General features: G+C 53.3%; 18 protein-coding genes and 1 tRNA gene. 10 read left to right on the forward strand and 9 right to left on the reverse strand.

The genetic code is table 11. The features are described 5' to 3' along the window. Positions 1-148 precede the first annotated feature (148 nt). From ACIQ2T_RS00930 to hflX, 4 genes are all read left to right on the forward strand, one after another. The gene (locus tag ACIQ2T_RS00930) at positions 149-2,410 is read left to right on the forward strand and encodes an ATP-binding protein (protein ID WP_397589173.1); all 2,262 of its coding nucleotides are present in this window, start codon (positions 149-151) and stop codon (positions 2,408-2,410) included. A gap of 2 nt (positions 2,411-2,412) precedes the next feature. Further along, the gene (locus ACIQ2T_RS00935) at positions 2,413-3,813 is read left to right on the forward strand and encodes a sigma-54-dependent transcriptional regulator (RefSeq protein WP_397589174.1); all 1,401 of its coding nucleotides are present in this window, start codon (positions 2,413-2,415) and stop codon (positions 3,811-3,813) included. A 115-nt stretch (positions 3,814-3,928) separates the two neighbouring features. Next, the gene (gene hfq / locus ACIQ2T_RS00940) at positions 3,929-4,426 is read left to right on the forward strand and encodes an RNA chaperone Hfq (RefSeq protein WP_397589175.1); all 498 of its coding nucleotides are present in this window, start codon (positions 3,929-3,931) and stop codon (positions 4,424-4,426) included. Then, positions 4,423-5,748, forward strand: coding sequence for a GTPase HflX (gene hflX / locus ACIQ2T_RS00945; RefSeq protein WP_397589176.1), 1,326 nt, complete (start codon positions 4,423-4,425; stop codon positions 5,746-5,748). Before hfq ends, hflX begins: the two co-directional genes overlap by 4 nt. 8 nt (positions 5,749-5,756) lie before the next feature. Here hflX and mazG read toward each other — a convergent pair whose 3' ends face one another. The 7 genes from mazG to ACIQ2T_RS00980 form a co-directional block, all read right to left on the reverse strand. After that, positions 5,757-6,521, reverse strand: coding sequence for a nucleoside triphosphate pyrophosphohydrolase (gene mazG / locus ACIQ2T_RS00950; RefSeq protein ID WP_397589177.1), 765 nt, complete (start codon positions 6,519-6,521; stop codon positions 5,757-5,759). A 93-nt stretch (positions 6,522-6,614) separates the two neighbouring features. Continuing rightward, positions 6,615-7,217: a TIGR02281 family clan AA aspartic protease gene (locus tag ACIQ2T_RS00955; protein WP_397589178.1), complete on the reverse strand. Its 603-nt coding sequence runs from the start codon at positions 7,215-7,217 to the stop codon at positions 6,615-6,617. Continuing rightward, positions 7,214-7,990 carry a TatD family hydrolase gene (locus tag ACIQ2T_RS00960; RefSeq protein ID WP_397589179.1) on the reverse strand — a complete coding sequence of 259 codons (777 nt, stop codon included), beginning with the start codon at positions 7,988-7,990 and terminating at the stop codon, positions 7,214-7,216. The genes ACIQ2T_RS00955 and ACIQ2T_RS00960 overlap by 4 nt, the downstream gene beginning before the upstream one ends. Next, a complete protein-coding gene (gene metG, locus ACIQ2T_RS00965) occupies positions 7,990-9,558 on the reverse strand; it encodes a methionine--tRNA ligase (RefSeq protein ID WP_397589180.1) in 1,569 nt (522 codons plus the stop codon). The genes ACIQ2T_RS00960 and metG overlap by 1 nt, the downstream gene beginning before the upstream one ends. A gap of 18 nt (positions 9,559-9,576) precedes the next feature. Continuing rightward, positions 9,577-10,542, reverse strand: coding sequence for a DNA polymerase III subunit delta' (locus ACIQ2T_RS00970; protein ID WP_397589181.1), 966 nt, complete (start codon positions 10,540-10,542; stop codon positions 9,577-9,579). Beyond that, complete coding sequence (gene tmk, locus ACIQ2T_RS00975; RefSeq protein WP_397589182.1) at positions 10,539-11,174, reverse strand: dTMP kinase; 636 nt, start codon at positions 11,172-11,174, stop codon at positions 10,539-10,541. The genes ACIQ2T_RS00970 and tmk overlap by 4 nt, the downstream gene beginning before the upstream one ends. Positions 11,175-11,337: 163 nt before the next feature. Beyond that, entirely contained in the window at positions 11,338-12,378 is a 1,041-nt protein-coding gene (locus ACIQ2T_RS00980) for a lytic transglycosylase domain-containing protein (RefSeq protein WP_397589237.1), read from the reverse strand. Positions 12,379-12,595: 217 nt separating this feature from the next. On the opposite strand from ACIQ2T_RS00980, the gene ACIQ2T_RS00985 reads away from it, so the two are divergent. The 6 genes from ACIQ2T_RS00985 to ACIQ2T_RS01010 all read left to right on the forward strand — a co-directional run bounded on the left by ACIQ2T_RS00985 (position 12,596) and on the right by ACIQ2T_RS01010 (position 18,229). Beyond that, positions 12,596-12,685 (forward strand) — tRNA-Ser (locus tag ACIQ2T_RS00985). A 155-nt stretch (positions 12,686-12,840) separates the two neighbouring features. Beyond that, positions 12,841-14,022, forward strand: a complete 1,182-nt coding sequence (locus ACIQ2T_RS00990) for a tyrosine-type recombinase/integrase (RefSeq protein ID WP_397589183.1) — start codon at positions 12,841-12,843, stop codon at positions 14,020-14,022. Next, positions 14,019-14,798 carry a hypothetical protein gene (locus ACIQ2T_RS00995; RefSeq protein ID WP_397589184.1) on the forward strand — a complete coding sequence of 260 codons (780 nt, stop codon included), beginning with the start codon at positions 14,019-14,021 and terminating at the stop codon, positions 14,796-14,798. Before ACIQ2T_RS00990 ends, ACIQ2T_RS00995 begins: the two co-directional genes overlap by 4 nt. A gap of 69 nt (positions 14,799-14,867) precedes the next feature. Continuing rightward, positions 14,868-15,080 (forward strand): helix-turn-helix transcriptional regulator, encoded by a 213-nt coding sequence (locus ACIQ2T_RS01000; protein WP_397589185.1) that lies wholly within the window; start codon positions 14,868-14,870, stop codon positions 15,078-15,080. Positions 15,081-15,131: 51 nt separating this feature from the next. Further along, entirely contained in the window at positions 15,132-17,390 is a 2,259-nt protein-coding gene (locus ACIQ2T_RS01005; protein WP_397589186.1) for an AAA family ATPase, read from the forward strand. Between the two features lie 263 nt (positions 17,391-17,653). Beyond that, entirely contained in the window at positions 17,654-18,229 is a 576-nt protein-coding gene (locus ACIQ2T_RS01010) for a hypothetical protein (protein ID WP_397589187.1), read from the forward strand. Positions 18,230-18,351: 122 nt separating this feature from the next. Here ACIQ2T_RS01010 and ACIQ2T_RS01015 read toward each other — a convergent pair whose 3' ends face one another. Further along, complete coding sequence (locus ACIQ2T_RS01015; RefSeq protein ID WP_397589188.1) at positions 18,352-20,325, reverse strand: hypothetical protein; 1,974 nt, start codon at positions 20,323-20,325, stop codon at positions 18,352-18,354. 244 nt (positions 20,326-20,569) lie between these two features. After that, on the reverse strand, positions 20,570-21,310 hold the full coding sequence (locus ACIQ2T_RS01020; protein WP_397589189.1) for a hypothetical protein: 741 nt from the start codon (positions 21,308-21,310) through the stop codon (positions 20,570-20,572). Positions 21,311-21,313 lie beyond the last annotated feature (3 nt).

The following is a 21,313-nucleotide window of genomic DNA, read 5'->3' on the forward strand; positions in this document are numbered from 1 at the left end:
ATTAATCGCAACACATTGCGCAAGAAGCTCACCGATTATGGGATTGGTCCCTCCGGTGGGCGTTAGAATGAGCACTTAACGCGACACGTGGCATTTGGACCATAATTTTGTGCTTTTCAGGCAACGCGAGGAATGCCACAGTGACTTTATGGCAACAAATGGACTAACGAAGGATACGTCAATACCTTCCGCCGTCCGTCGCCTTTTTGAATGGCTTGCTGACCTGTTGGGTAACGGCCAGTCGATAAAATTTCTCGAAATCGCAAGCGCAGTGATGATTGTTGTCGCTGGCGTTGTAACCGCGTCGCTTTTGATCGGGCAGGGGCAGCAGTCAGAACCCCTTGCGCCAGCCGCATCCGCAACGATGTTGGTGGGCAATTTATTACCAGCAACATTACTTCTGGTGTTGTTTGGTCGGCGTGTTGCACTCAAGCGGGCGGAGAATAGCAACATAGGCAGTAAACAATTACTGCATGTGCGTCTGGTCGCTATATTTTCGGCAATTACTGCCGTGCCAACTGTCTTGCTTGTTATCTTTGCGTCGCTGCTTTTTCAAAGCGGGGTTCAGTTCTGGTTTTCCGGGTCCGCACGTGGGATGCTACAAAATGCAGGCGAACTAGCGAAGGGATATTATGACGAGAAAGTGCGCGATGTTGGGGCCGAGACTGTTACGATGGCGGGCGACATCCGGTACATTCTGTCGCAAGTCAAAATCGACAGTTCAGAATTTCTCGAAATTGCATATCCCCAGCAGGTCTTGAACCGAAAGCTAAGTGAATCCGCGATTGTGACAATCGGTCCAAATGGGCAGCAAAATACAGAGGCTGTGTTGGCCGAAAAACCGCGTGGTAACTGGATCAGTAGCGAAGCGTTGCGAAAACTTAAGTCCGGCGAAAATTTCGTTGTTACCGTCAGCCCTAACAATATCGATGCAGTTGTCGTTCTGTTTGACAGTCCAAGAACCTATTTATACGTCAGGCGAGCGGAAACTGTCCCTTCATTTGCCTTGGGTGCGCGCGCGCAATCCGTGCTTGAAGATTACGACAAGATGGTTGCGCGTTCACGCGCGCTTCAAATCCAGTTCAATCTCGCGCTCTATTTTGTGTCGTTGATGATTATTGGAATTACGTTGTGGGTTGCCCTGCGGGTCGCTGATCGTCTGGTGCGTCCTGTGAACAATCTCGTGGATGCGGCCCAGCAGATTGCGGACGGTGACTTGTCTGCCCGGGTCAGTATAGACGAGTTTCGCGAGGACGAGGTTGGGTTTCTATCGCAATCGTTCAACCGCATGACTGAGCGCTTGCAGGCCCAAACCGGCGTGTTACTTGCGACAAACCATCAACTTGGCGAGCGACGGTTGTTCATTGAGGCTGTCCTAGAGTCCGTTTCCGCTGGCGTTATATCAGTTGATGGCAATGGTGTTGTCGAATTGGCCAATTCGACCGCTGAAAAGCTTTTGAAGAACGCATCGACAACTATCGTGGGGCAGAAATTCACCTTGGTCGCGCCCGCGCTCGCCGCTTTGGCAAGCGAAAGCGCGCGTGGCGTTGTACAACTAGGCGATGGGCCAGAGCCGGTTACAGTCGCAGTCACGGTTTCGCCGCGGGAGCAGGGCAATGTGGTGACATTCGAAGACATTAGCCAGCAATTGGCTGACCAACGCCGTGCTGCTTGGTCGGATGTCGCACGCCGTGTTGCACATGAAATCAAAAATCCACTGACACCCATTCAATTGGCCGCGGAACGATTGCAACGCAGGTTCGGTAAGAACATCCCGCAAGATCAAGCTATATTTGAACAATTGACCAGCACAATTGTCCGTCAGGTGGGAGATTTGCGTAACATTGTTGATGAGTTTTCGTCCTTTGCACGTATGCCAAAGCCTCTGTTTCGTGCGGAGAATGTTCACGATATCGTCGGCCATGCGGTATTTCTCTTTGAGGTGGCGCATCCCGATATTGTTTTTGACTACCGCCAAGAAGGGCAAATTTCGCCATTGATTTCCGACCGCCGGCAGTTGGGGCAAGCAGTTACCAACATTCTTAAAAATGCGGCTGAATCTATTGAAGAAAAACAAAAAAATATATCGTTTGATGGCGCGATATCCGTTGATCTCTTGATGGAGGACACGGCGTTAATCATTCGAATAGCAGATAATGGCATTGGTTTGCCGTCGGACAGGCAGCGGATCATGGAGCCTTACATTACCAATCGTACGACCGGATCTGGTCTTGGTCTGGCGATTGTAAAGAAGATTATTGAAGAGCATTTTGGCGAAATTTCGCTTTCGGACAACGAGCCGGCAGGGGCGGTTGTCACGCTAAAGTTTCACCCCGAAAACGTTGCATCCAAGGTGGGGAAAGCGAAATCCTCCTTACCTCCTTCCAATTCAGATGAGGTTATGGGCTAATTATGGCACTCGACATACTGATTGTAGACGATGAGCAAGACATTAGAGATCTGGTCTCCGGTGTTTTGGAAGACGAGGGCTACGGCACCAGAACTGCATCTTCGGCGCATGAAGCACTAGCTGCGCTGGATGACCGTTTGCCATCCTTAATACTGCTCGACGTTTGGTTGCGCGGTTCATCAATGGACGGCATCGAACTGTTGCGCGTTATAAAGGTTCGTGACCCCCAAATTCCGGTTATTGTGTTCTCTGGCCATGGTAACATCGATACTGCTGTTGCAGCGATTGGTCAGGGCGCCGTTGACTTCATTGAGAAACCTTTTGAAGCTAGCAAGTTGTTACACTTGGTAGGGAAGGCAACTGAAACCGAACGGCTTCGTGCCGAAAATGCTGTGCTGAAGGCGCGGGTTGGGCATTCGGAAGAACTGACAGGGTCTTCAGCGTCAATCAATGCGGTGCGTGCGACGCTGAAAAAAGTTGCGGGCACGGGTAGCCGGATGCTTATTACCGGACCTGCAGGCGTTGGAAAAGAAGTCGCGGCGCGTTTGCTGCATAGCTGGAGCCCGCGGGCTGGTTCTGCCTTTATATCGGTTAGCGCCGCCCGTCTTTCGCCGGAACGGTTTGACGAAGAACTATTCGGTATTGAACGAGATGGACACCTTTTTCAGGCAGGCATGCTAGAAAAGGCGCATGGCGGGACTTTGTTCCTCGACGAAGTGGCGGATATGCCACTTACAACACAAGGCAAAATCCTGCGCGTCCTTACGGACCAAAGCTTTGTGCGTGTAGGCGGTGATCGTCAAATAAGGGTCGACGTGCGCTTTGTATCCGCAACGGCGCGCGATCTGGCGGTTGAAATATCGGAGGGTCGGTTTCGTGAAGACCTTTTTTACAGACTAAACGTCGTTCCTGTCGAAATACCGCCATTATCTGGGCGGCGTGAAGATATTCCCGACCTTGTCCACCATTATGCTGCGCGTTTTGCATCCGAGCACCGCATTTCTCCGCCCATTTTTTCCGACGATGCCTTGGCAGCGCTACAAGCATGCGAATGGCCAGGCAATGTTCGCCAATTGCGAAATATAATAGAACGTACGATCATAATGGCGCCAGCTGACGGCATTGTAACGATAGAAGCCGACATGCTTCCGTCGGAAATTATCAACAGCTATGAAGGCGCAGAGCATAATGTAACGTCTTTGATGGGCGCGCCATTACGGGAAGCACGCGAAGCGTTTGAACGGGAATATCTTCGCGTGCAGATCAAGCGTTTCTCTGGGAACATCTCGAGGACGGCTACATTTGTTGGTATGGAGCGCTCGGCTCTGCACCGGAAGCTTAAGCTGCTTGGTATTTCGGTGCGTAAGAACGCCTTGGATTTTAACGATGAGGGAGACGTTTGAGCACAATTGCGGAACCGATGTCATTCGTGTATCGATAAGGCCGCTTTTTCATCCGGCTGTTTGACGGACCTTCAGTCTGATAAGGCTTAACAATAAATATAATCGGACACTCATAATGACTGAAAAAAATAACGGACTTCAAGACCTCTTTTTGAACTCCCTCAGAAAATCGAAAACACCCGTGGCCATGTTTTTGGTCAAAGGAGTCAAACTTCAAGGCGTTGTGACGTGGTTTGATAATTTTTCGGTGCTATTGCGCCGCGACGGCATGTCGCAGCTCGTTTATAAGCATTCCATTTCTACAATTATGCCATCTACGTCTCCTGACAGGGCGCTGTTTGATGAAATGATGTCCCGTACAAGCCACCGACCTGGCGCTTTGCAGGACGTCTTTCTCCACGCCATGTGCGACAAGAGCGAGTCAGTCACCACCTTTCTGGTGAATGGCGTGATGCTCCAAGGTGCCATTGCTGCCTATGATCTTTTTTCGGTCATGCTGGAACGAGATGGGACGACGCAGCTTGTATACAAGCATGCTATATCCACTATCCAGCCAGCGCACCCGGTTAACCTTGCAGAATATAATCAAGGCGTCGACGAGAGCGATATTTGAGCGGGTTTGAACGCAGCGAAACGGACGAGTTCGCGCGTGGCGCGCGTGCTTTGGTCGTTTACCCAGAGCTGCCTGGAAGAGCCTCTGTAGGGCCTGAGTCGCGTCTTGCCGAGGCTGAGGGGCTTGCACTTGCGATTGGTTTGAATGTCGTGCGCAAGAAACATTATCGCGTGCGTTCGCCGCGCGCGGTAACCTTGCTTGGCGGCGGGCAGGTTGAAGAGATCGCAGAAATGGGCCGCGAGTTGGAAGCAGACCTTCTGATTGTAGACGCATCTTTAACCGCAATTCAGCAACGAAATCTTGAAGAACGGACGGGCCTCAAGACGATTGACCGGACTGGGCTAATTCTTGAGATTTTCGGCGAGCGCGCTGCCACTGCCGAAGGGCGGTTGCAGGTGGAGTTGGCACATCTTGATTATCAAGCCGGGCGTTTGGTGCGCAGTTGGACCCATTTGGAACGTCAGCGTGGGGGCTTTGGCTTTCTTGGCGGTCCTGGTGAAACGCAGATTGAAGCTGACCGTCGCATGATCCGCGACCGCATGGCACGGTTGCGGCGTGAGTTGGAAGAGGTCAAGAGAACGCGTTCGCTTCATCGCGCTCGGCGCAAACGCGCGCCTTGGCCAGTCATTGCGTTGGTCGGATATACCAACGCGGGTAAATCGACCTTGTTTAATAAACTGACGCGCGCAACCGTGTTGGCAGAAGATATGTTGTTTGCGACATTGGACCCGACCATGCGGCAAATTTCACTGCCTGGCGTCGAAAAGGCGATTCTATCAGACACTGTTGGCTTTGTCTCGGACCTACCAACGCAATTGATCGCGGCCTTCCGTGCGACACTGGAAGAAGTGATCTCGGCAGACATCGTCGTCCATGTTCGCGATATTTCGCATCCCGAAACGGATGCGCAGCGTGACGATGTGCTGCAGATCCTTCGCGATCTTGGTGTGATTGATGATGCTGATGCTGGGAATCAACCGCGCATGGTTGAGCTATGGAATAAGATGGATCTTTTGGAAGGCGATCGTCGTGACGAATTGTCCGGCATATCCGGGCGCGATGATACCGTGCTTTTGATTTCTGCCGAGACAGGAGAGGGTGTAGGCGCGTTCAAAGCGCATTTATCGGCGCTAATTGCCAAGGGCAATGACGTTAGGACGGTGAAGCTTCGGGCTGACGATGGTGCTGCATTGGCGTGGTTACATGGGCGAGGGACCGTGACACACCAGATAGTTAACGGTGAAACCGTGTCCGTGGACGTATCGTTAAGTCGGCAGCTGTGGGGACAGTTTGAAAAGCAGTTCACGCAAGTAGTAGCGTAGAAGGGGCGCTATTTAGCTTCCTTCGCTTTTGCTTGTCGCCAGAATTCCTCTTTGGCATCCAGCGAGAGCCCAGCAAACGCTTCACCGGCAGACGCTTCCATCTCCCGAAAACGTCGATCAAATTTGGCAGTTGCCGATTTTAGAGCGTGCTCGGCGTCAACTTTGTGAAAGCGCGCAAAATTGACCACCGCAAAAAGCAGGTCTCCGATTTCCTCAGTGACATGCTCTGCCGAAGTTGCGCTTTCAACTTCTTGTAATTCTTCAATTATTTTATCACGTGCGCCAGACTTATCTGGCCAGTCAAAGCCAGTACGCGCAGCGCGCTTCTGTATTTTTTGTGCGCGTAACAATGCGGGAAGGGCGAGGGCAACACCGGCTAGGGCGCTGGTGTCTTCATTACCGCTACGTTCAGCAGCCTTAATACTCTCCCATGCTTCTGGGACAGCTTCATTCCCGATAACTTTGTCGCCAAAGACATGCGGGTGCCGCCGGATCATTTTATCGCAGATACCGCTGATTACGTCTTGCAAACCAAAGGCTCCAAGTTCTGACGCCATCTGGCTATGGAACACGACTTGAAGCAGTAGGTCGCCTAATTCGTCTTTTAATCCGTGAAGGTCATTGCGTTCGATCGCGTCGGCAACTTCATATGCTTCCTCAATGGTATAAGGCGCAATGGTAGAAAAATCCTGCTCAAGGTCCCAAGGACAGCCGTCGTTAGGGTCACGCAATTGGGCCATGATTTTTGTGAGAGGGGTTATATTGGTGCGCATCTGTGAGCCTGCATCTTTAAGTTCGATAATATATATTATGTTAAATAATATATATTATTAAGTTTGAGTTGAAGTCGAATATAGTCCTGAGCATCACGGTTGCAGGACCATCACATTGCCTTCAACCTTCCAACTCTGCATAACATCGAGGAAGTTCATACCAAGCACATTTGTGTCTCCAAAATTCTCGGATACCACCGCCCGATGATTTGTTATCACATGCGGTCCTATTTTTAGCGATCTTATCATGCCACGCTCGGCCGCTACACGGCCGTTAGCTGTGCCCAGCATGACTGGATAGCCGCCGGTTTCAACATCAACTCGTGCGTCTTTGGCAGTGTTCGCGTTCATGGCAGTAAATGTTGCGCCGCTATCGATCATAAAACGCACTGGCGTACCATTTACCTCGACCTGAAGCCAATAATGGCCATCGTCCTGTCGCCGCAATGCAATGGCTTCACTGGTGATGCTTTGTCCTGCTGCGCCAGAAATATCGGCTTTGACACGTTCCCAAATACCGATGAATTCATACCGAAAGCTGAAAACAGCAAACAAAGCCGCAAAAATCGCTATCCAAGCCAGCCCAGCCTTGGCGACATAACCCAGCGGTAAACGCCGGGCCGCGAGTGAGCTGATCAACAGCAATATGCACACGACGCCCCAAATAAACGATGGGCTGTCCTCGATGAAGTTCATCGTATCGCCTTAGAAAACAGATTGTAGAAATTGTCTGAAGTTTGCTGCGCAAGGATTTCGGGTGTCACGCCGCGTAACTGGGCGACAAAGCGCGCGGTGTCAGCCACAAAGGCCGGTTCGCCGGTCCTTCCGCGATGTGGAATTGGCGCCAAAAATGGCGCGTCGGTTTCAACCAGCAAACGGTCTTCTGGAAGCCATTTGGCCACGTCCTGAAGGTCCTGTGCGTTTTTGAACGTTACAATGCCGGATAGCGATATGTACATGCCAAGATCCAAGGCAATTCGGGCAAATTCGGCACTGGCGGTGAAACAATGAATGACGCCAGTGAAAGCCCCTTCCCGCATTTCTTCGGTCAATATCGCGGCTGTGTCTGCCTCTGCATCGCGTGTGTGAATAATGATCGGCAGGCCCGTTTCGCGCGACGCCTTGATATGTTCGCGAAAGCCAGTGCACTGCTGGGCGCGGTCGCTTTTGTCGTAATAATAATCCAGGCCGGTCTCGCCTATGGCAACAACACGCGGATGCGCTGACTTTTCGACTAGCTTTGCACAATCCATACCAACATGTTGGTCGGCCTCATGTGGATGAATGCCAACGGAAGCCCATACATCGCTTTCCTGCTCGGCTAATCCGATGACGTCATCCCACTCACACTCCCTCGTGGAAATGTTGAGCATCGCAGCCACACCACTTTCCCGCGCCCGCGCAAGAACATCGACTTGCTGTTCAACCAAGCCCTTATAATTGAGGTGGCAGTGGGAATCGACGAACATCAGGCGGTAGCCCCTTGCTCCGCCGGCATTTCTAGCCGCGGGAAAATGCCTACAGGCTGGGCAATCTGGAAGCCGCTTCCGGCTAGTTGCGCATACCAATGCGTCCCAGCGTCTGCAAAATTGCGTACTTCATTGGGCACGCCCATTTGATCAAGCAACTTGGCTGCGGACCCTGGAATAATCGGCAGCGCGGCAATGGCAAGCTGCGCGATACATATGAACAACGTTGCCAATACGGTTTCCATCCGCTCGGGATCGGTCTTTTTCAGAGCCCAGGGCGCTTGCACGTCCACATAAGCGTTACAGGCAAACACCGCCTGCATCCACGCCTCTAAAGCCTGTGACATCGCCAAGTCTTCGAAATGCGCTGGAATTTGCTTTGAAACCGCGTTCCCGACCAATTCTAGCAAGGCGTTATCGTCGTCATGATGCCCGCCAATAGCCGGAAGGCGACCCTCGCAGTTTTTGAATATCAGGGACAACGTCCGTTGCGCAAGATTGCCAAAGCTGTTGGCAAGGTCTGCATTTACGCGGGTGACAATGGCTTCGGGGCTATAGCTGCCGTCTTGGCCAAAGCTGACTTCGCGCAACAGGAAGTACCGCAACGCGTCGACACCGAAAAGTTGGGCAAGCTCCATAGGGTCGACGACATTGCCCAATGACTTAGACATTTTTTCACCGCGAGAGAGCAAGAAACCATGACCGAATACCATTTTTGGTAAGGGCAAGCCCGCAGACATCAGGAACGCTGGCCAATAGACGGTGTGGAAGCGCATAATATCTTTTCCGATGATATGGACGCTGGCGGGCCAGAATTTGCGCCACTCTTCGGTCTGGTTGGGAAAACCAATCGCCGAAATATAGGTCGTTAGCGCATCGAGCCAGACATACATGACATGGTTCTCGCTGCCTGGGACCTTGACGCCCCAATCAAAGCTGGTGCGCGATACGGATAAGTCCTTCAATCCGCCTTCAACAAATTTGACGGTTTCATTTTTGCGGCTGTCCGGGCGGATAAAATCGGGGTTCGTAGCGTAATATTCCAGCAATGGCCGCTCATATTTGGACAGCCGAAAAAACCAGCTTTCCTCAACGGTCCATTCGACCGGCGTTCCTTGGGGTGAGAGCTTCTGCCCCCCTTCCCCGTCGGTCAGCTCGCTTTCGTCATAATAAGCCTCGTCACGGACAGAGTACCAGCCATCATACCTGTCTAAATACAGATCGCCACTCGCTTCCAGGCGTTTCCAGATGGCTTGACTTGCTGTGTGATGATTTTCGGCCGTTGTACGGCAAAAATGATCGTATGAAATATCAAGAGTTTCGCACATTTGTTTGAAATATAGAGACATTTCATCTGCAAGGTCGCGCGTGGCCTTCCCTGCGGCGCGTGCGGTCTGATCCATTTTTAAGCCGTGTTCGTCGGTACCCGTAACGAAGCAGACTTCACGGCCATTCAAACGCTGAAAGCGCGCAATCGCGTCAGTTGCAATAGCCTCATAGGCGTGGCCGATATGCGGCTTTCCATTGGGATAAGCGATGGCAGTGGTGATGTAGAAAGGTTGGGACATGAATACTCTTAATTATTACTAATTTCGCGCTTTATGCGCTTGTATCGATGCCAGCAAGCTTCCCATTTGGAACACGACGCTTTGCTTATCGAGGCTTAGGGCTATCGCCCGCGCAGCAAGGCTGCTCGCGGCTTCCCACGCGGCAACGCCGTTGCGCACCTGTGCGGCATCAAGTGTGCGGGTGTATTCCGCGATTAAAGCAGGCGCACGGCGCAAGAACGCCTCATACCGTGGCTGCGCTGCCTTCAGCGCCAGCTTGTCTGACAAGCCACTCCGAAGCGCGTTGTCACGGTCACCCGTGCGTAAGATTGACGTCATGGCGTCTTCAATCTCTTTGAGATCAAGCCCGAGAAAATCCAGCGCTTGGCCCGGCGTCCCATTTCCCAAACGGATAAGCGCATCAATCTCTGTCGCGCTGACCTCTGGAGCGGCCCGTTGCAAAGCATGGGTCATATCGCTGTCAGACAGGGCCTCAAACCGCAAAATCTGGCAACGCGAGCGGATGGTTGGCAAAAGCCTATCGCTCGCATGGCTGATTAGAAAAAAGAACGTGCCAACAGGCGGCTCCTCAAGCGACTTCAGCAACGCATTGGCCCCGCCGCGCTCTAGGTCGTCGGCCGCGTCTATAATGATTGCGCGCCGGTCACTAAGTCCTGGCCGCGTGGTGAGCGATTGCTGCAGGCTGCGGATCTGATCTACGGTTATGCTGCGTTTGAACTCGGTTGCATCACTGATGTCCTCATCATCTTTCAAGGCCTCTTTCGGAAGGCGTTTCACCGACAAAATATCGGGATGTGATCCCCGCGCGATCATGTTGCTATAGGCATTTTCCGGATCAACCAACAGCGCCGATGCCCGCAGTGCAAACGCGGATTTTCCAAGCCCTCTTGGTCCAGCCAAAATCCAGCCATGATGGGTCTTGCCACTTTCGTAAGCGGTTGCAAACTGCCGCCACGCCTTATCATGCCCTAAATAGTCGTTCATGCAGGTTCCATCAGATCGCTGATCTCAGCTAGCAACCGAACAGTAACTTCGTGTGGGCCGCCCGATGCATCGACAAGCCGAACGCGTTGCTCACTCTCGGCAAAGCTCACAAAAGCTATGTCAACGTCGGCGTGGAAGGTTTCGACGCGGCCCTGAATGCGGTCAGGTCGGTTCTGGTCGCGCGCGGCGGCACGGTTGGCGGCTTCCTTGGTATCAAGCCGCAACACTAAAGTCCGGTCGGGCAACATACCCCGGCTGCCGATGTGGTGCAGCGCCATAATATCAGCATCCGACAGGCCAGAGCCCGCACCCTGATAGGCACGGCTGCTGTCGATAAAGCGGTCCGATATAACCCATTTTCCGCTGGCCAGTGCAGGTTCGATCAACCGTTCGACATGGTCACTTCTGGCCGCAGCGAATAATAATGCCTCTGCGCGTGGCAACCACCGTTCTGCACTGCCGCCAAGCACCAATTGCCGGATGGTCTCCGCGCCCTCCGTGCCGCCCGGCTCGCGGGTCAATACAACCTCAAAGCCCTTTTGTTCAATGAATGCGGCCAGCGCGGCGATCTGGGTCGATTTACCAACCCCTTCACCGCCCTCGATAGATATAAACCGGCCACGCGCAGTCACAGGCTTACCCTTTGTTGCTGGCCGTTTAATGTGTCCGCAAAATGGTGCATAAATTCTTCTGTTCCGTCATGAAATGGGTCAAACGACAGAACCGCTTGCCTTCGCAATCCGATAGGCGATTTTAACCGCCGCGTATAGCGGTCTGCTGGCATTGGTCGGAACACTAATTACGCAGCTGGTCAGCCAACAACCCGACCGAAAGCGCGTAAAAATTCGAACAGTTATAGTCCAATATAACGCGGTAATTTCCGCCCAGAAGATAGCCAGCTTTGCCGACGCCATCGGGTTCAAGTAACGTGGCCATCATGCTGTCCTTTGGCCACGTCCCGCTCTGGGACGAGATCCCCAGCTGACGCCATTCAGCAATGGTGCGCCACTGACTGTGTCGGCCAAAAACGCGGGGGCATCGCGGCGGCGACATGCGTGACCCCAATTTGTCACGGTTTAAAGCTGCTGGAACATTAACGGCAAAGCCCCATTCCTCTCCGCGCCGCCAGCCAGCATTGACGAAATAATTGGCGATAGACGTCATGGCGTCGACTTCGCTGCGCCAGATGTCGGCATAGCCGTCACCATCGCCATCGCGGGCGAGCCGCAAATACACCGAAGGTAGAAACTGCGGCTTGCCCAGTGCCCCTGCCCAACTTCCTGTAATCGCATATTGCGGCACACCACGGTCAATCATCTTAAGAACCGCAATCAACTCCGCCTCAAACAACGGGCGTCTGCGGCCCTCATAGGCAAGTGACGCCAAAGCCTCGGGCGCGTTAAAATTGCCGGTAACCGCTCCATAACTGGTCTCATGGCCATAAATGGCGATCATGATTTCTTCCGGCACGCCGGTTTTTTTCTCAATCCGCTCCAGCAACGGCCGAAGCTCTGAAGATTTAAAGCGGCCTCTTCCAATGCGCGACGCATCCACATGGGTTGCTTTATAGGGTGCAAAGTTTGGGACCGGCGCGTTGGATGCGCCTTCTGGTTGCTGCTTGTCCAGGCGGACCACGGTTCGGTTGAAGCTCAGCGATGGCAGCACGCGGTCAAGCGTTGCAGTGGAAACGCCTTCAGCCAAAGCCCGCCGCCGCACCTGCAACAGATACGCCCGGAAACCGGAATCATGCGCATTTGTGCTGGCAATGGGTGCGGACACTGGCGGCGGTGTGGGCGGTATTGCCGCATCTTGCGCTGCCACATTTGGGCCAAGCATCAAGGCGCAGGCGCTTATGACCAGAGTTATCACTGTCTTACGATATGCGCGCATGCGGTTACCTGTATTCTGCATCGTTGCATATTGGCACAACGAACAAAGCCTGTGAATTGCTTTGATCCCGTCGAACGCCCATTTCAACGTGTGCTGCGGGGCAACAGCGCATCATCTACGCTTGCCATCGCAAACCGCACTGGCTAGGGGACGCTTCGTAAGCGGACAGGTGGCCGAGTGGTTTAAGGCAACGGTCTTGAAAACCGTCGTGGGTGGAAGCTCACCGTGGGTTCGAATCCCACCCTGTCCGCCAATTACGCCTCCAGCATCATCTGCCAACATCCAAGATGCCCTCATAAAACATAGGTATTTTTTAGATTAGCTGCAACTTATTGTCCAGCGCCATCTATTGCCATCCCACCGCATCTGTGTAAATTATGGTGGGATATATGGTGGGATGACGGGCAAGTGACACTTACAGCGCTAGAAATAAAGAACGCCAAACCGGGCCTTCACTCCGACGGCGGCGGCCTTTACCTTAACGTAGGTCCTACAGGCGGGATCAGTTGGATATTCCGCTACCAATTAAATAAAAGGCGGCGCGAGATGGGCATCGGCTCACTCGCGGCTCTCACTGCCCCCGACGCTCGCGCCAAGGCCGCCTCGTTGAAGGCTATGGTCGCAAGTGGGCAGGATCCACTTGACGCTCGACGGGCAAAGCAGGCCTCCGAGCGAGAAGCCGCGGCTTTGGTTGAAGCGCCGAAGGCATCACATACATTTCGCGACGCCGCGGAACGACACATAGCGATGAAGGAGACCGGCTGGTCCAATCCTAAGCATCGCCAGCAGTGGGCGAACACGCTTGAGACCTACGCTTACCCGACCATCGGCGACATGCCTGTAGAAGACATTACGTCGGCACACGTCCTCGACGTCCTGCTTCCGATATGGCCGGTTAAGCCCGAAACTGCCAGCCGCGTTCGGATGCGGGTTGAAGCGGTTTTGAACAGTGCCAAGCTATTGGGCTGGCGCAATGGTGAGAACCCTGCGGTCTGGCGTGGCGGCCTTGAGGCCGCATTGCCGCCTAAGTCGCGGGTAAAGGCCGTCAGGCATCACGCAGCCCTGCCCTGGCAACAAATTGCGGTATTCATGGCGGACTTACGTGCCCGGAGCGGAATGGGCGCAAGGGCGTTGGAGTTCACCGTTTTGACAGCCGCGCGCTCGGGCGAAGTGCGGCACGCGCAGTGGTCCGAAATCAAGGATGACATATGGGTAGTGCCTGCCGAGCGAATGAAGGCGCGGCGCGAGCACCGCGTTCCGCTCTCTCCAGCCGCTCTAACCCTGCTTGAGAAGATGCCACGTATCGATGGCTGCCCTTTGATTTTCCCAAGCACGCGCATCTCTCCCCTTTCCGACATGTCGCTAAGTGCCGTGCTAAAGCGCATGGATCTCGGCTCGTTCACGGTTCACGGGTTCCGCTCCACTTTCCGCGATTGGGCGGCAGAAAACACTGACCATGACCGCGATGCGGTCGAGATGGCACTCGCCCACACCATAGGTAGCAAGACAGAAGCGGCATACCGCCGCGGCGACATGCTGCCAAAGCGAATGAAACTGATGGCTGAATGGGCCAACTGGTGCGGAGCATGATTGATCCTCGTTTCAGAGAGGCTCTCCGCGAGGCGCACTACGATGGTAATGGCGAGGCTGTCGCCGACATATGGCGCGAGATCGCAAACGGCGAAATGTCCGATGCAGAAACAATCGCGTGGGCGAAGACTGTGAGTGAGTGGATTGGCTCGGCCAACGACCGATCGCAGGGGCTTAGCGATGAGCCTTTTTCTCAAGCTTTAACAACCCAGCCAAGTGGCCCTATCTCTCGCGTGGCGCGCATCCACGCCGCACTTGCGGTTGCAGGGTGGACAGAGCCAGCCCTCGACGGCCCTACCGATCACGGTGACGATCATGATCATGGTGACCCTGACGGGCTCGCTTACGATCTCATGAAGGCTATAGGCCACAAGTCCGAACGTCTGACTGCTGAAAAAATTTGGCGGGCAATCGCAAACGGTGAAGCACATGATTACACCAAGCTTACTTGGGTCGAGCATGTGGCCTCGGAGCTGGTCGTTGAACTTATTGACAATGCAAGTCTAAATGACAGGCTAAGAGGCCTTCATGCACTCAATGCTACAGGCCTTTGGGGTATAACAGACACGTATGCCGAACTTCGAAGTTATATCGACATGGTTGCAGATTTTCGCGAGATTGCGGGGCTCAAGGCAGCACCCAAGCCGATGCAAATAGTTCCGTTCATGCGGTCGCAAGGGCTTATTGAAAACGATATAAACAACAGAATAGCTGGCAAGAAGGCTGCTCGTCAAATCAAGCTTGCGATGGAGGCTCGCCCACCAAAGCGCCCTTAATGCCCCGAATGCCCCGCTTCAAACGGGGCAAAACCATGTGATTAAGACGTCGCTGCATCAACAAGGAGTATGCAGCAAATGTCCAAAGAGTATCACCCAGACGCGTATCTGCGTCTTAAGACCATCATCGGCGATAAAAGGAACGGGGTGCCCGGCATCCTGCCAATGGGAGCCAGCACCTTTTGGGCTGGCGTAGCGTCGGGCCGCTACCCCAAGCCAACGAAGCTTGGACCCCGCATCACCGTATGGCGAGCAGCCGACATCATCAACCTTACAATTTAGAAAAAAGCCAGCGCCTCCCATGAGGGCGACGCTGACCATGAGGCATTCTGTATGAATTTTATAGACTATAAATCTGCTGGTTGCCAGCAGAACATGACAACTAATGTGAGTTCTGTCCTCCTTGGACACGGCATAAACGACACTCGTAAGCGCACTAACACACCCTACGACACGATCGGCGTTAACGAGATCTTTGAACGCGTCACAAACCCAACATCGGTGGCAAAAGACGCTGCGGATTTTATCATTCCATCAACGTACACAACAGCTAACGGTGCCGAGGATGCACGCAGTCACCACGTCCAGCGCGAGCATGGCCGGTTCCCTTTGCTGATGGTTGATATCGACAAAGGCAATCATTCCATGTCGGACCTAACGGAGGCTGTGTCGTCTCTCTTTGGCGACGCGCGTTATGGCATTTACAGCACCGCTTCTGCCAAACCAGACGACCGGAAGTGGCGACTGGCAATCCCGCTCAACCGAGAGTTGCCCTACAACGAATGGTCGGAGGCGGGAGAAGCGCTTTTCGACCATCTTAAAACGAACGGTATTGCAGCTGATCCTAAACTTCTTGGCCCCGGTCAGCCCGTTTACTTGCCAAACGTGCCGCCAGAGAGACGTAAAGACGACGGGTCTCCGATCTTCTACGAACACGTTGTCAAAGACGGCCCAGCGGCGGATTTGAACGCGCCAGAAGTAAGTCGCCTCATCGCCGCCCTGCGGCGGCGGCGTACAAAAGAACAAGAACTGCGCCTCGCCGCTGCGAAGAAGGCCGCTAACCGTCGTAAAGGGCGTAATGCCTCGGGGTCGCGGAATGTAATCGAAGAATTTAACATCAGCCACGACATCGAGGCCCTGCTGTTCGAATATGGGTACGAGCAGTCTCCTCGGAACGAGAAGGACTGGCGCTCACCCAACCAAATGAGTGAAAGCTTCGCGACACAGGTGATGGAGGCGGATGACGGGTCTCAATTCTTTGTTTCCCTTTCTGGCAGCGATGACGATGCTGAAATTGGCGCGAAAGCGGCCAGTGGGTGCCGCTTTGGTGACGCATTCGACCTACACGTGCATTTCGAGCATAACGGCGACTTCAACGCTGCGCTCAAGCATGTTGAGGCCGAGGCTGCCGCCAAAGCCGCGTTTGAGCAAGCAAACAAGATAAAGGCTACGCCTTATAACTGGCGCGACCCGACAAAGATCCCGCGGCGAGAATGGGTATTGGGGTTTTGGCTTCTAAGCGGAACTGTCGCCGTCGTTGTGGCGCCGGGCGGCATGGGAAAGTCAACGCTGATATCCGGAATGGCGCTTTCGCTGGCGTCGGGGCGGGAATACCTTGGAAAGACCGTCTGGGGCGGCCCAAAGCGGGTGTGGGTGTGGAACCAAGAAGATGACCTCGACGAACTGTCACGGTCCCTTCAGGCGACGGCAAAGCTGCATGGGCTTGAACCGGCAGACATTTCCGACAACTTGTTTGTCGACAGCGCGATGGACGGCGCGCCGCTTTGCACCGCCACAGAGGACCGCAACGGCGTGCAGCTGCTCGAACCGGTATACGACGCGATTAAAGAGGAACTTTTGCGGCGGGGTATTAAGGTTCTCATCATTGACCCATTCGTCTCAAGCCATGAAGTGGATGAAAATTCGAACACGAAGATTGATAAGATAGTGAAGGCTTGGGCGCGTGTCGCCAAGGCCACCGATTGTGTCATCGTGTTAGTTCATCACACGTCGAAGGAGGGATCCGCTGACGTAAAAACCAACTCGGCACGAGGAGCCTCCGCATTGTCCAACGCTGCGCGGTCTCTCTTGACGATAAACCGTCTGACAGCAGATGATGCAAAAAAGTACGGGATCGAAGAAGACGAGCGTTGGAGATACGTCGTTGTTAGCGACGACAAACACAACCGCGCGCCCGCAGAAAAAGGGTCTTGGTTCCGTCGTAACTCTGTGGAACTTGGCAATGGCACATTCGAACATCTCGGAGACAGCGTTGCGGCGCTTGAGCCATGGTCGCCGCCTGCAGTTACCGATGACGTTTCTGAAGGGGACATCATTGCGATACAACGTGAGGTTGATGACGGTGAATATCGTGACAACGTTCAGGCAAACGACTGGGTAGGCATAGCCATCGGGAGAGCGATGGGTTTGAACATCCACCAAAACGGTGACAAATACCGCGTCAAAACGATCCAAGTCGAACTAAAGAAATCGGGCTATCTACGTATTGAGAAGAGGCACGGTTCAGACAGGCAGCTTCGCCCATATGTCGTATGCGGTAAACGACCCGACGATGGCTCAGATCTTCTTTGAGTAGAGCTACGAGCCATTGCTGCCACTGCACCACCTGGTTTTTGAGGTGGTGCAGAAGGTGGCTTAAGTGACAAGTATGCCGCCTCTACCACCACCCTATTATCTATATAGGGTGAGTGGTGGTGGTGGTGTCACTGATTGAGGGGTGATTTTGTGAACATGAAATTTTTTACGAGTTGATTTTTATAGTCCGATACTACTCGCAAAAATATGCAACTTGATGTACTTAAAAAGGATATTTCGAATAATATGTGAGGACGAACATGGGCGGCTACGGATCTGGGCGACGCAGCAACCGCTGGACCACTGATGACTGCCTGCGCATCAATCTGGCGAACCTGAAGCAACTCGACATGTTGAAGCGACACTGCATGACCCGCCGCGAGCAAGTGTGGAGCCAATACGGCCAGACCATCGCCGAGCTAACGCTGGTAACCGACGTTCACTGCCTTGAACCTTCGCCATGTCTGAGGGTTACGGGACGCGCGTTCGGCAATACCGTCGATTGCGTGGTGTATCTCGAGGAGCAGCCCCTGCCATACTGTGGGGAGCGTTGGTATGCCCTGTGCCCGCGTACAGGCCGCAGGATCACCGTGTTGGTGCTACCGCCGGGTCATGTCCAGTTCGCCTCTGTAACCGGCTGGAACGTGGCCTACGGCTCGCAGCGAGAGTGTCCGATACACCGAGGTCACCGCGCCATATACAAGGCTCAGGAGCGCCTCAAGGCGCTCTCCAAGTACACCCGCACGCCGACGCGGGAACGGTTGGTGGATCGGCTGATCGAGCGTCAGGTGTTTGTTGAGGAGGAGATCGACAAGCTGGCGCAGATGGTGTTTTAGATCGGTTGCTTGCGAATTTTTGATAAACTGTTTCCTGGTTCAGGAACATTTTTGAAAAACGGTCGACAAATGCAACCTGCAGCAACAGTGGCCTCTATACCCTTTAATACCTAGAACTTCTTTCAATTTTTTGGCTTTGGTAAATTCTTGAGAAACTCTGTTGCAGAAAACGGCGCAGGCGTGGCGGGGACATAAGCTGTTGCGGGGGCTGGTTGCGGTTTTGGCTTACACTTCGCGTTTTTTTTGCCGGATGTGAGGCGTTCGGCCAAGCGGCCTGTCGCCACATCAGGATAGGCTCTGGCCAATTCATCAAAAGTTTCGCATGCCTCAGCTGCCTTTCCCAGGTCAGTCAAAGCCAATCCCAAGAATAACAAACTATCGGGTGCGCGTGCGCCATGCGGGTCTGCTTTATAACTCTCGTACAAAACCTTCACCGCAGTTGCTGGTTTTTTGTCATCCAAAAATGCCCGACCAAGCAAATTGCGTGCATAGCCAGACCTTTCATGCTTGGGAAATCTGGCTAAGGTTTCTTCAAGCGTTGATTGTGCTTCCTTATAGAGTTTGGCGTCCCACAAGCGAAACCCATAGTTGTAGCCATCTTCAAAGGCGTTGCCAGTTACAGGACGTTCGACTGCGGCAACTGCTGCGCTACGGGCCAGGTTTGATTTAGTTTGCCTTTGCGCCACCACACGGTTTGCGTTCATGACTTCTAGACTGGACTGCGCTTGACTGAAGCCCTGATCCGCTGCTTTGCGGTACCAGTCTACAGCCGTAAGTTCATCCTTCGCGACCCCTAGACCGTAATGGTACACTCTCGCCAGATAGTACTGCGCTTGAGCTATACCTTGATCCGCGGCTTTGCGGAAATAGCCAACTGCTGTGGCGTTATCCTTCGTGACGCCTTTGCCGGTTGCGTACATGATACCTAGATTTAATTGCGCTTGGGCAACACCCTGATCTGCGGCTTTGCGGTACCAGCCTACCGCTGCAGGCTCATCTTGCGCAATCCCTTGGCCTTTTTCGTACATCAAACCTAGATTATACTGCGCTTGAGCTATTCCTAGGTCTGCGGCTTTGCGGAAATAGTTAACCGCTGTGGCGTGATCCTGCGCGACACCTCGGCCAGTTGCGTAGGATACGCCGAGGGTGTACTGAGCCTGAGCATAGCTTTGATCTGTGTTTTTTGCCGGGGCAGGCTTCGACCCAACAAGGTCGGCAGCATTCAGAATGCGTACTTCGTTCTTTGCCGGCATAGGCTGCGGTAAAGCATTGGCTACCAAAGGCTGAGCAGTCTGGCTATTGGCTACGGAACTTATCGCAGGCGGCGGTACTCCTAAGGGACCTGCAAAGCCCCTAAGCATGTGAACGTCAGAACCTATTCTAATGGCAAGCGTAATTGGCGTGGCCTTCTTGCTACGCCTAACTGCCGAAGGCAGCTCAAACGTCAGCATTCCGGTTATATAATGTCCAGAATTAACAGTCGTGGTCCGAAGGTTTCTTGCGATGGCGTTCCGCTCGGAAGCATGGCTTGAATGCATTTCTGATGCAGCCGCAGCATTTTCAGCCGCTACCTGCGCCCGCGCTTGCTGGGCAGCATACGGACTATAGGTACTACTTACTGCTGATCCTCTGTAAGTGCCACCGCACCCAATTCCGCAGTCAACGTAACCGCTATATGAGGTCGAGGTGCTTTGATTACCGGCATCAGTAGCCGAAAGTGCTTTGCCCACTGCGCCCATAGCGGCAAAGAATTTGTCTGCCCCCTCGCTTCTTTTTTGCTCGGCCATCAACTGGTCGTAGCTGATAACAGCTACTTGCGTGGACGTTATGTTTTCCGGTCCCACGTTGACCGGGAATTGACTGTTGTTGACGAACGTAAAGAATATCCTTGTTCGCTTACCGTCAAAAGGTTCCGGCGTCCGCATAACGACAGTTGATCCGGCCATTTGGCTAGTCACGACCTGCGCGCCACTCTCCATTGTTGCCAATTGCGAGCCTTCGGGTTGAATTTTGAGCACCGAGGGCTTCGACAAGGCTGTTTGGGGAAACGCAACCAGCAAAAGCGATGCAGTAGCAAGCAACCTTAATTTCTTCACTGTTTCCGCCTCCGAAATGAAAAGCAATCCTGCTGTGCCGCCAGGTCTTGTCGCGCTCGCTTCTGACGGGTAGCAAAGACGGTGATATACCAACGATCGATTTGTTGAGAACCCCCCTTGAAGTCCATCTTAAGAAAACGTCCAAGTTAGACGCAGTCTAAGGACACACGTACGCGAACGCGGGCGCGGGTAGTGGACCGACGGATCGACAAACTGGTAAAGATGGTGTTTTGAACGAATGATTTTAGTCTGCTTGTTTTAAAGGCTTTGGTCTAAAATCCTGCCCTCTTGGTATGCCCGCAAACCCACGAACGATCCATCCCATGATAAAGCTGAAGATCCAGAAGCCCCCGATGAAATAAGCAGCTATCAATAGAACTTCTTTTGAATGTTTGAAGAACGCCTCCCTCTCGATGCGGGGAAGTTCTTTTTCAATTTTTTCTGCCGTGTCTGCGTCAATCTCGAACTCTGCAACGCGGCGTGCGACATAGCTTGATACATCTGCCTCAACTTCTTCACCAGTTAAGTCTTGATTGTCCCTCAGCTGCGCCTCTTGGATACTACGGCGAGTTCGAGCGGCCTCTAACGCTAAAAGGCGAGCAGCTTTGACGTCACCTGCCGCGGTCGCTTTGGCGACTGCTCCTTCGACTTTGTTAAGGTATTTTCCCTCTTCAGCAGCAGAATAGTAGACAATGTTCCCCTGTTCATCTGGCTGGAAACATAGTGATATACTTCTCAATAAGCCTGGCCTTATTTCGAAATCATAGATCATCTCGGTTTGAGAGCATATCAAAGTGCCCGGGTACCGGTCGTCTGGATTTTCAGGCGGAAGGTTAGCCCGCCACTCATCGCGTGGAGATCCGGTCGAAAATTCTAACGCTGGGGGCGAGAACTCAAAGTATGCGTTATAGGCGCCAATAAGTGCCGCAATCGCCATGAAAAGCTTTGTTATGCGGCGACCGCCTTCGAACCAGTTTAGAGCCACTTA

Source organism: Sphingorhabdus sp., assembly GCF_044357595.1.
Lineage (GTDB): Bacteria > Pseudomonadota > Alphaproteobacteria > Sphingomonadales > Sphingomonadaceae > Sphingorhabdus_B.

Bases quoted from the DNA above. Each gene is read 5' to 3' on its own strand.
- ACIQ2T_RS00930 (WP_397589173.1), top strand. From the start codon at position 149: ATGGCAACAAATGGACTAACGAAGGATACGTCAATACCTTCCGCCGTC.
- ACIQ2T_RS00935 (WP_397589174.1), top strand. From the start codon at position 2,413: ATGGCACTCGACATACTGATTGTAGACGATGAGCAAGACATTAGAGAT.
- hfq (WP_397589175.1), top strand. From the start codon at position 3,929: ATGACTGAAAAAAATAACGGACTTCAAGACCTCTTTTTGAACTCCCTC.
- mazG (WP_397589177.1), bottom strand. From the start codon at position 6,521: ATGCGCACCAATATAACCCCTCTCACAAAAATCATGGCCCAATTGCGT.
- ACIQ2T_RS00955 (WP_397589178.1), bottom strand. From the start codon at position 7,217: ATGAACTTCATCGAGGACAGCCCATCGTTTATTTGGGGCGTCGTGTGC.
- ACIQ2T_RS00960 (WP_397589179.1), bottom strand. From the start codon at position 7,990: ATGTTCGTCGATTCCCACTGCCACCTCAATTATAAGGGCTTGGTTGAA.
- metG (WP_397589180.1), bottom strand. From the start codon at position 9,558: ATGTCCCAACCTTTCTACATCACCACTGCCATCGCTTATCCCAATGGA.
- ACIQ2T_RS00970 (WP_397589181.1), bottom strand. From the start codon at position 10,542: ATGAACGACTATTTAGGGCATGATAAGGCGTGGCGGCAGTTTGCAACC.
- ACIQ2T_RS00980 (WP_397589237.1), bottom strand. From the start codon at position 12,378: ATGCTTGGCCCAAATGTGGCAGCGCAAGATGCGGCAATACCGCCCACA.
- ACIQ2T_RS00995 (WP_397589184.1), top strand. From the start codon at position 14,019: ATGATTGATCCTCGTTTCAGAGAGGCTCTCCGCGAGGCGCACTACGAT.
- ACIQ2T_RS01000 (WP_397589185.1), top strand. From the start codon at position 14,868: ATGCAGCAAATGTCCAAAGAGTATCACCCAGACGCGTATCTGCGTCTT.
- ACIQ2T_RS01005 (WP_397589186.1), top strand. From the start codon at position 15,132: ATGAATTTTATAGACTATAAATCTGCTGGTTGCCAGCAGAACATGACA.
- ACIQ2T_RS01010 (WP_397589187.1), top strand. From the start codon at position 17,654: ATGGGCGGCTACGGATCTGGGCGACGCAGCAACCGCTGGACCACTGAT.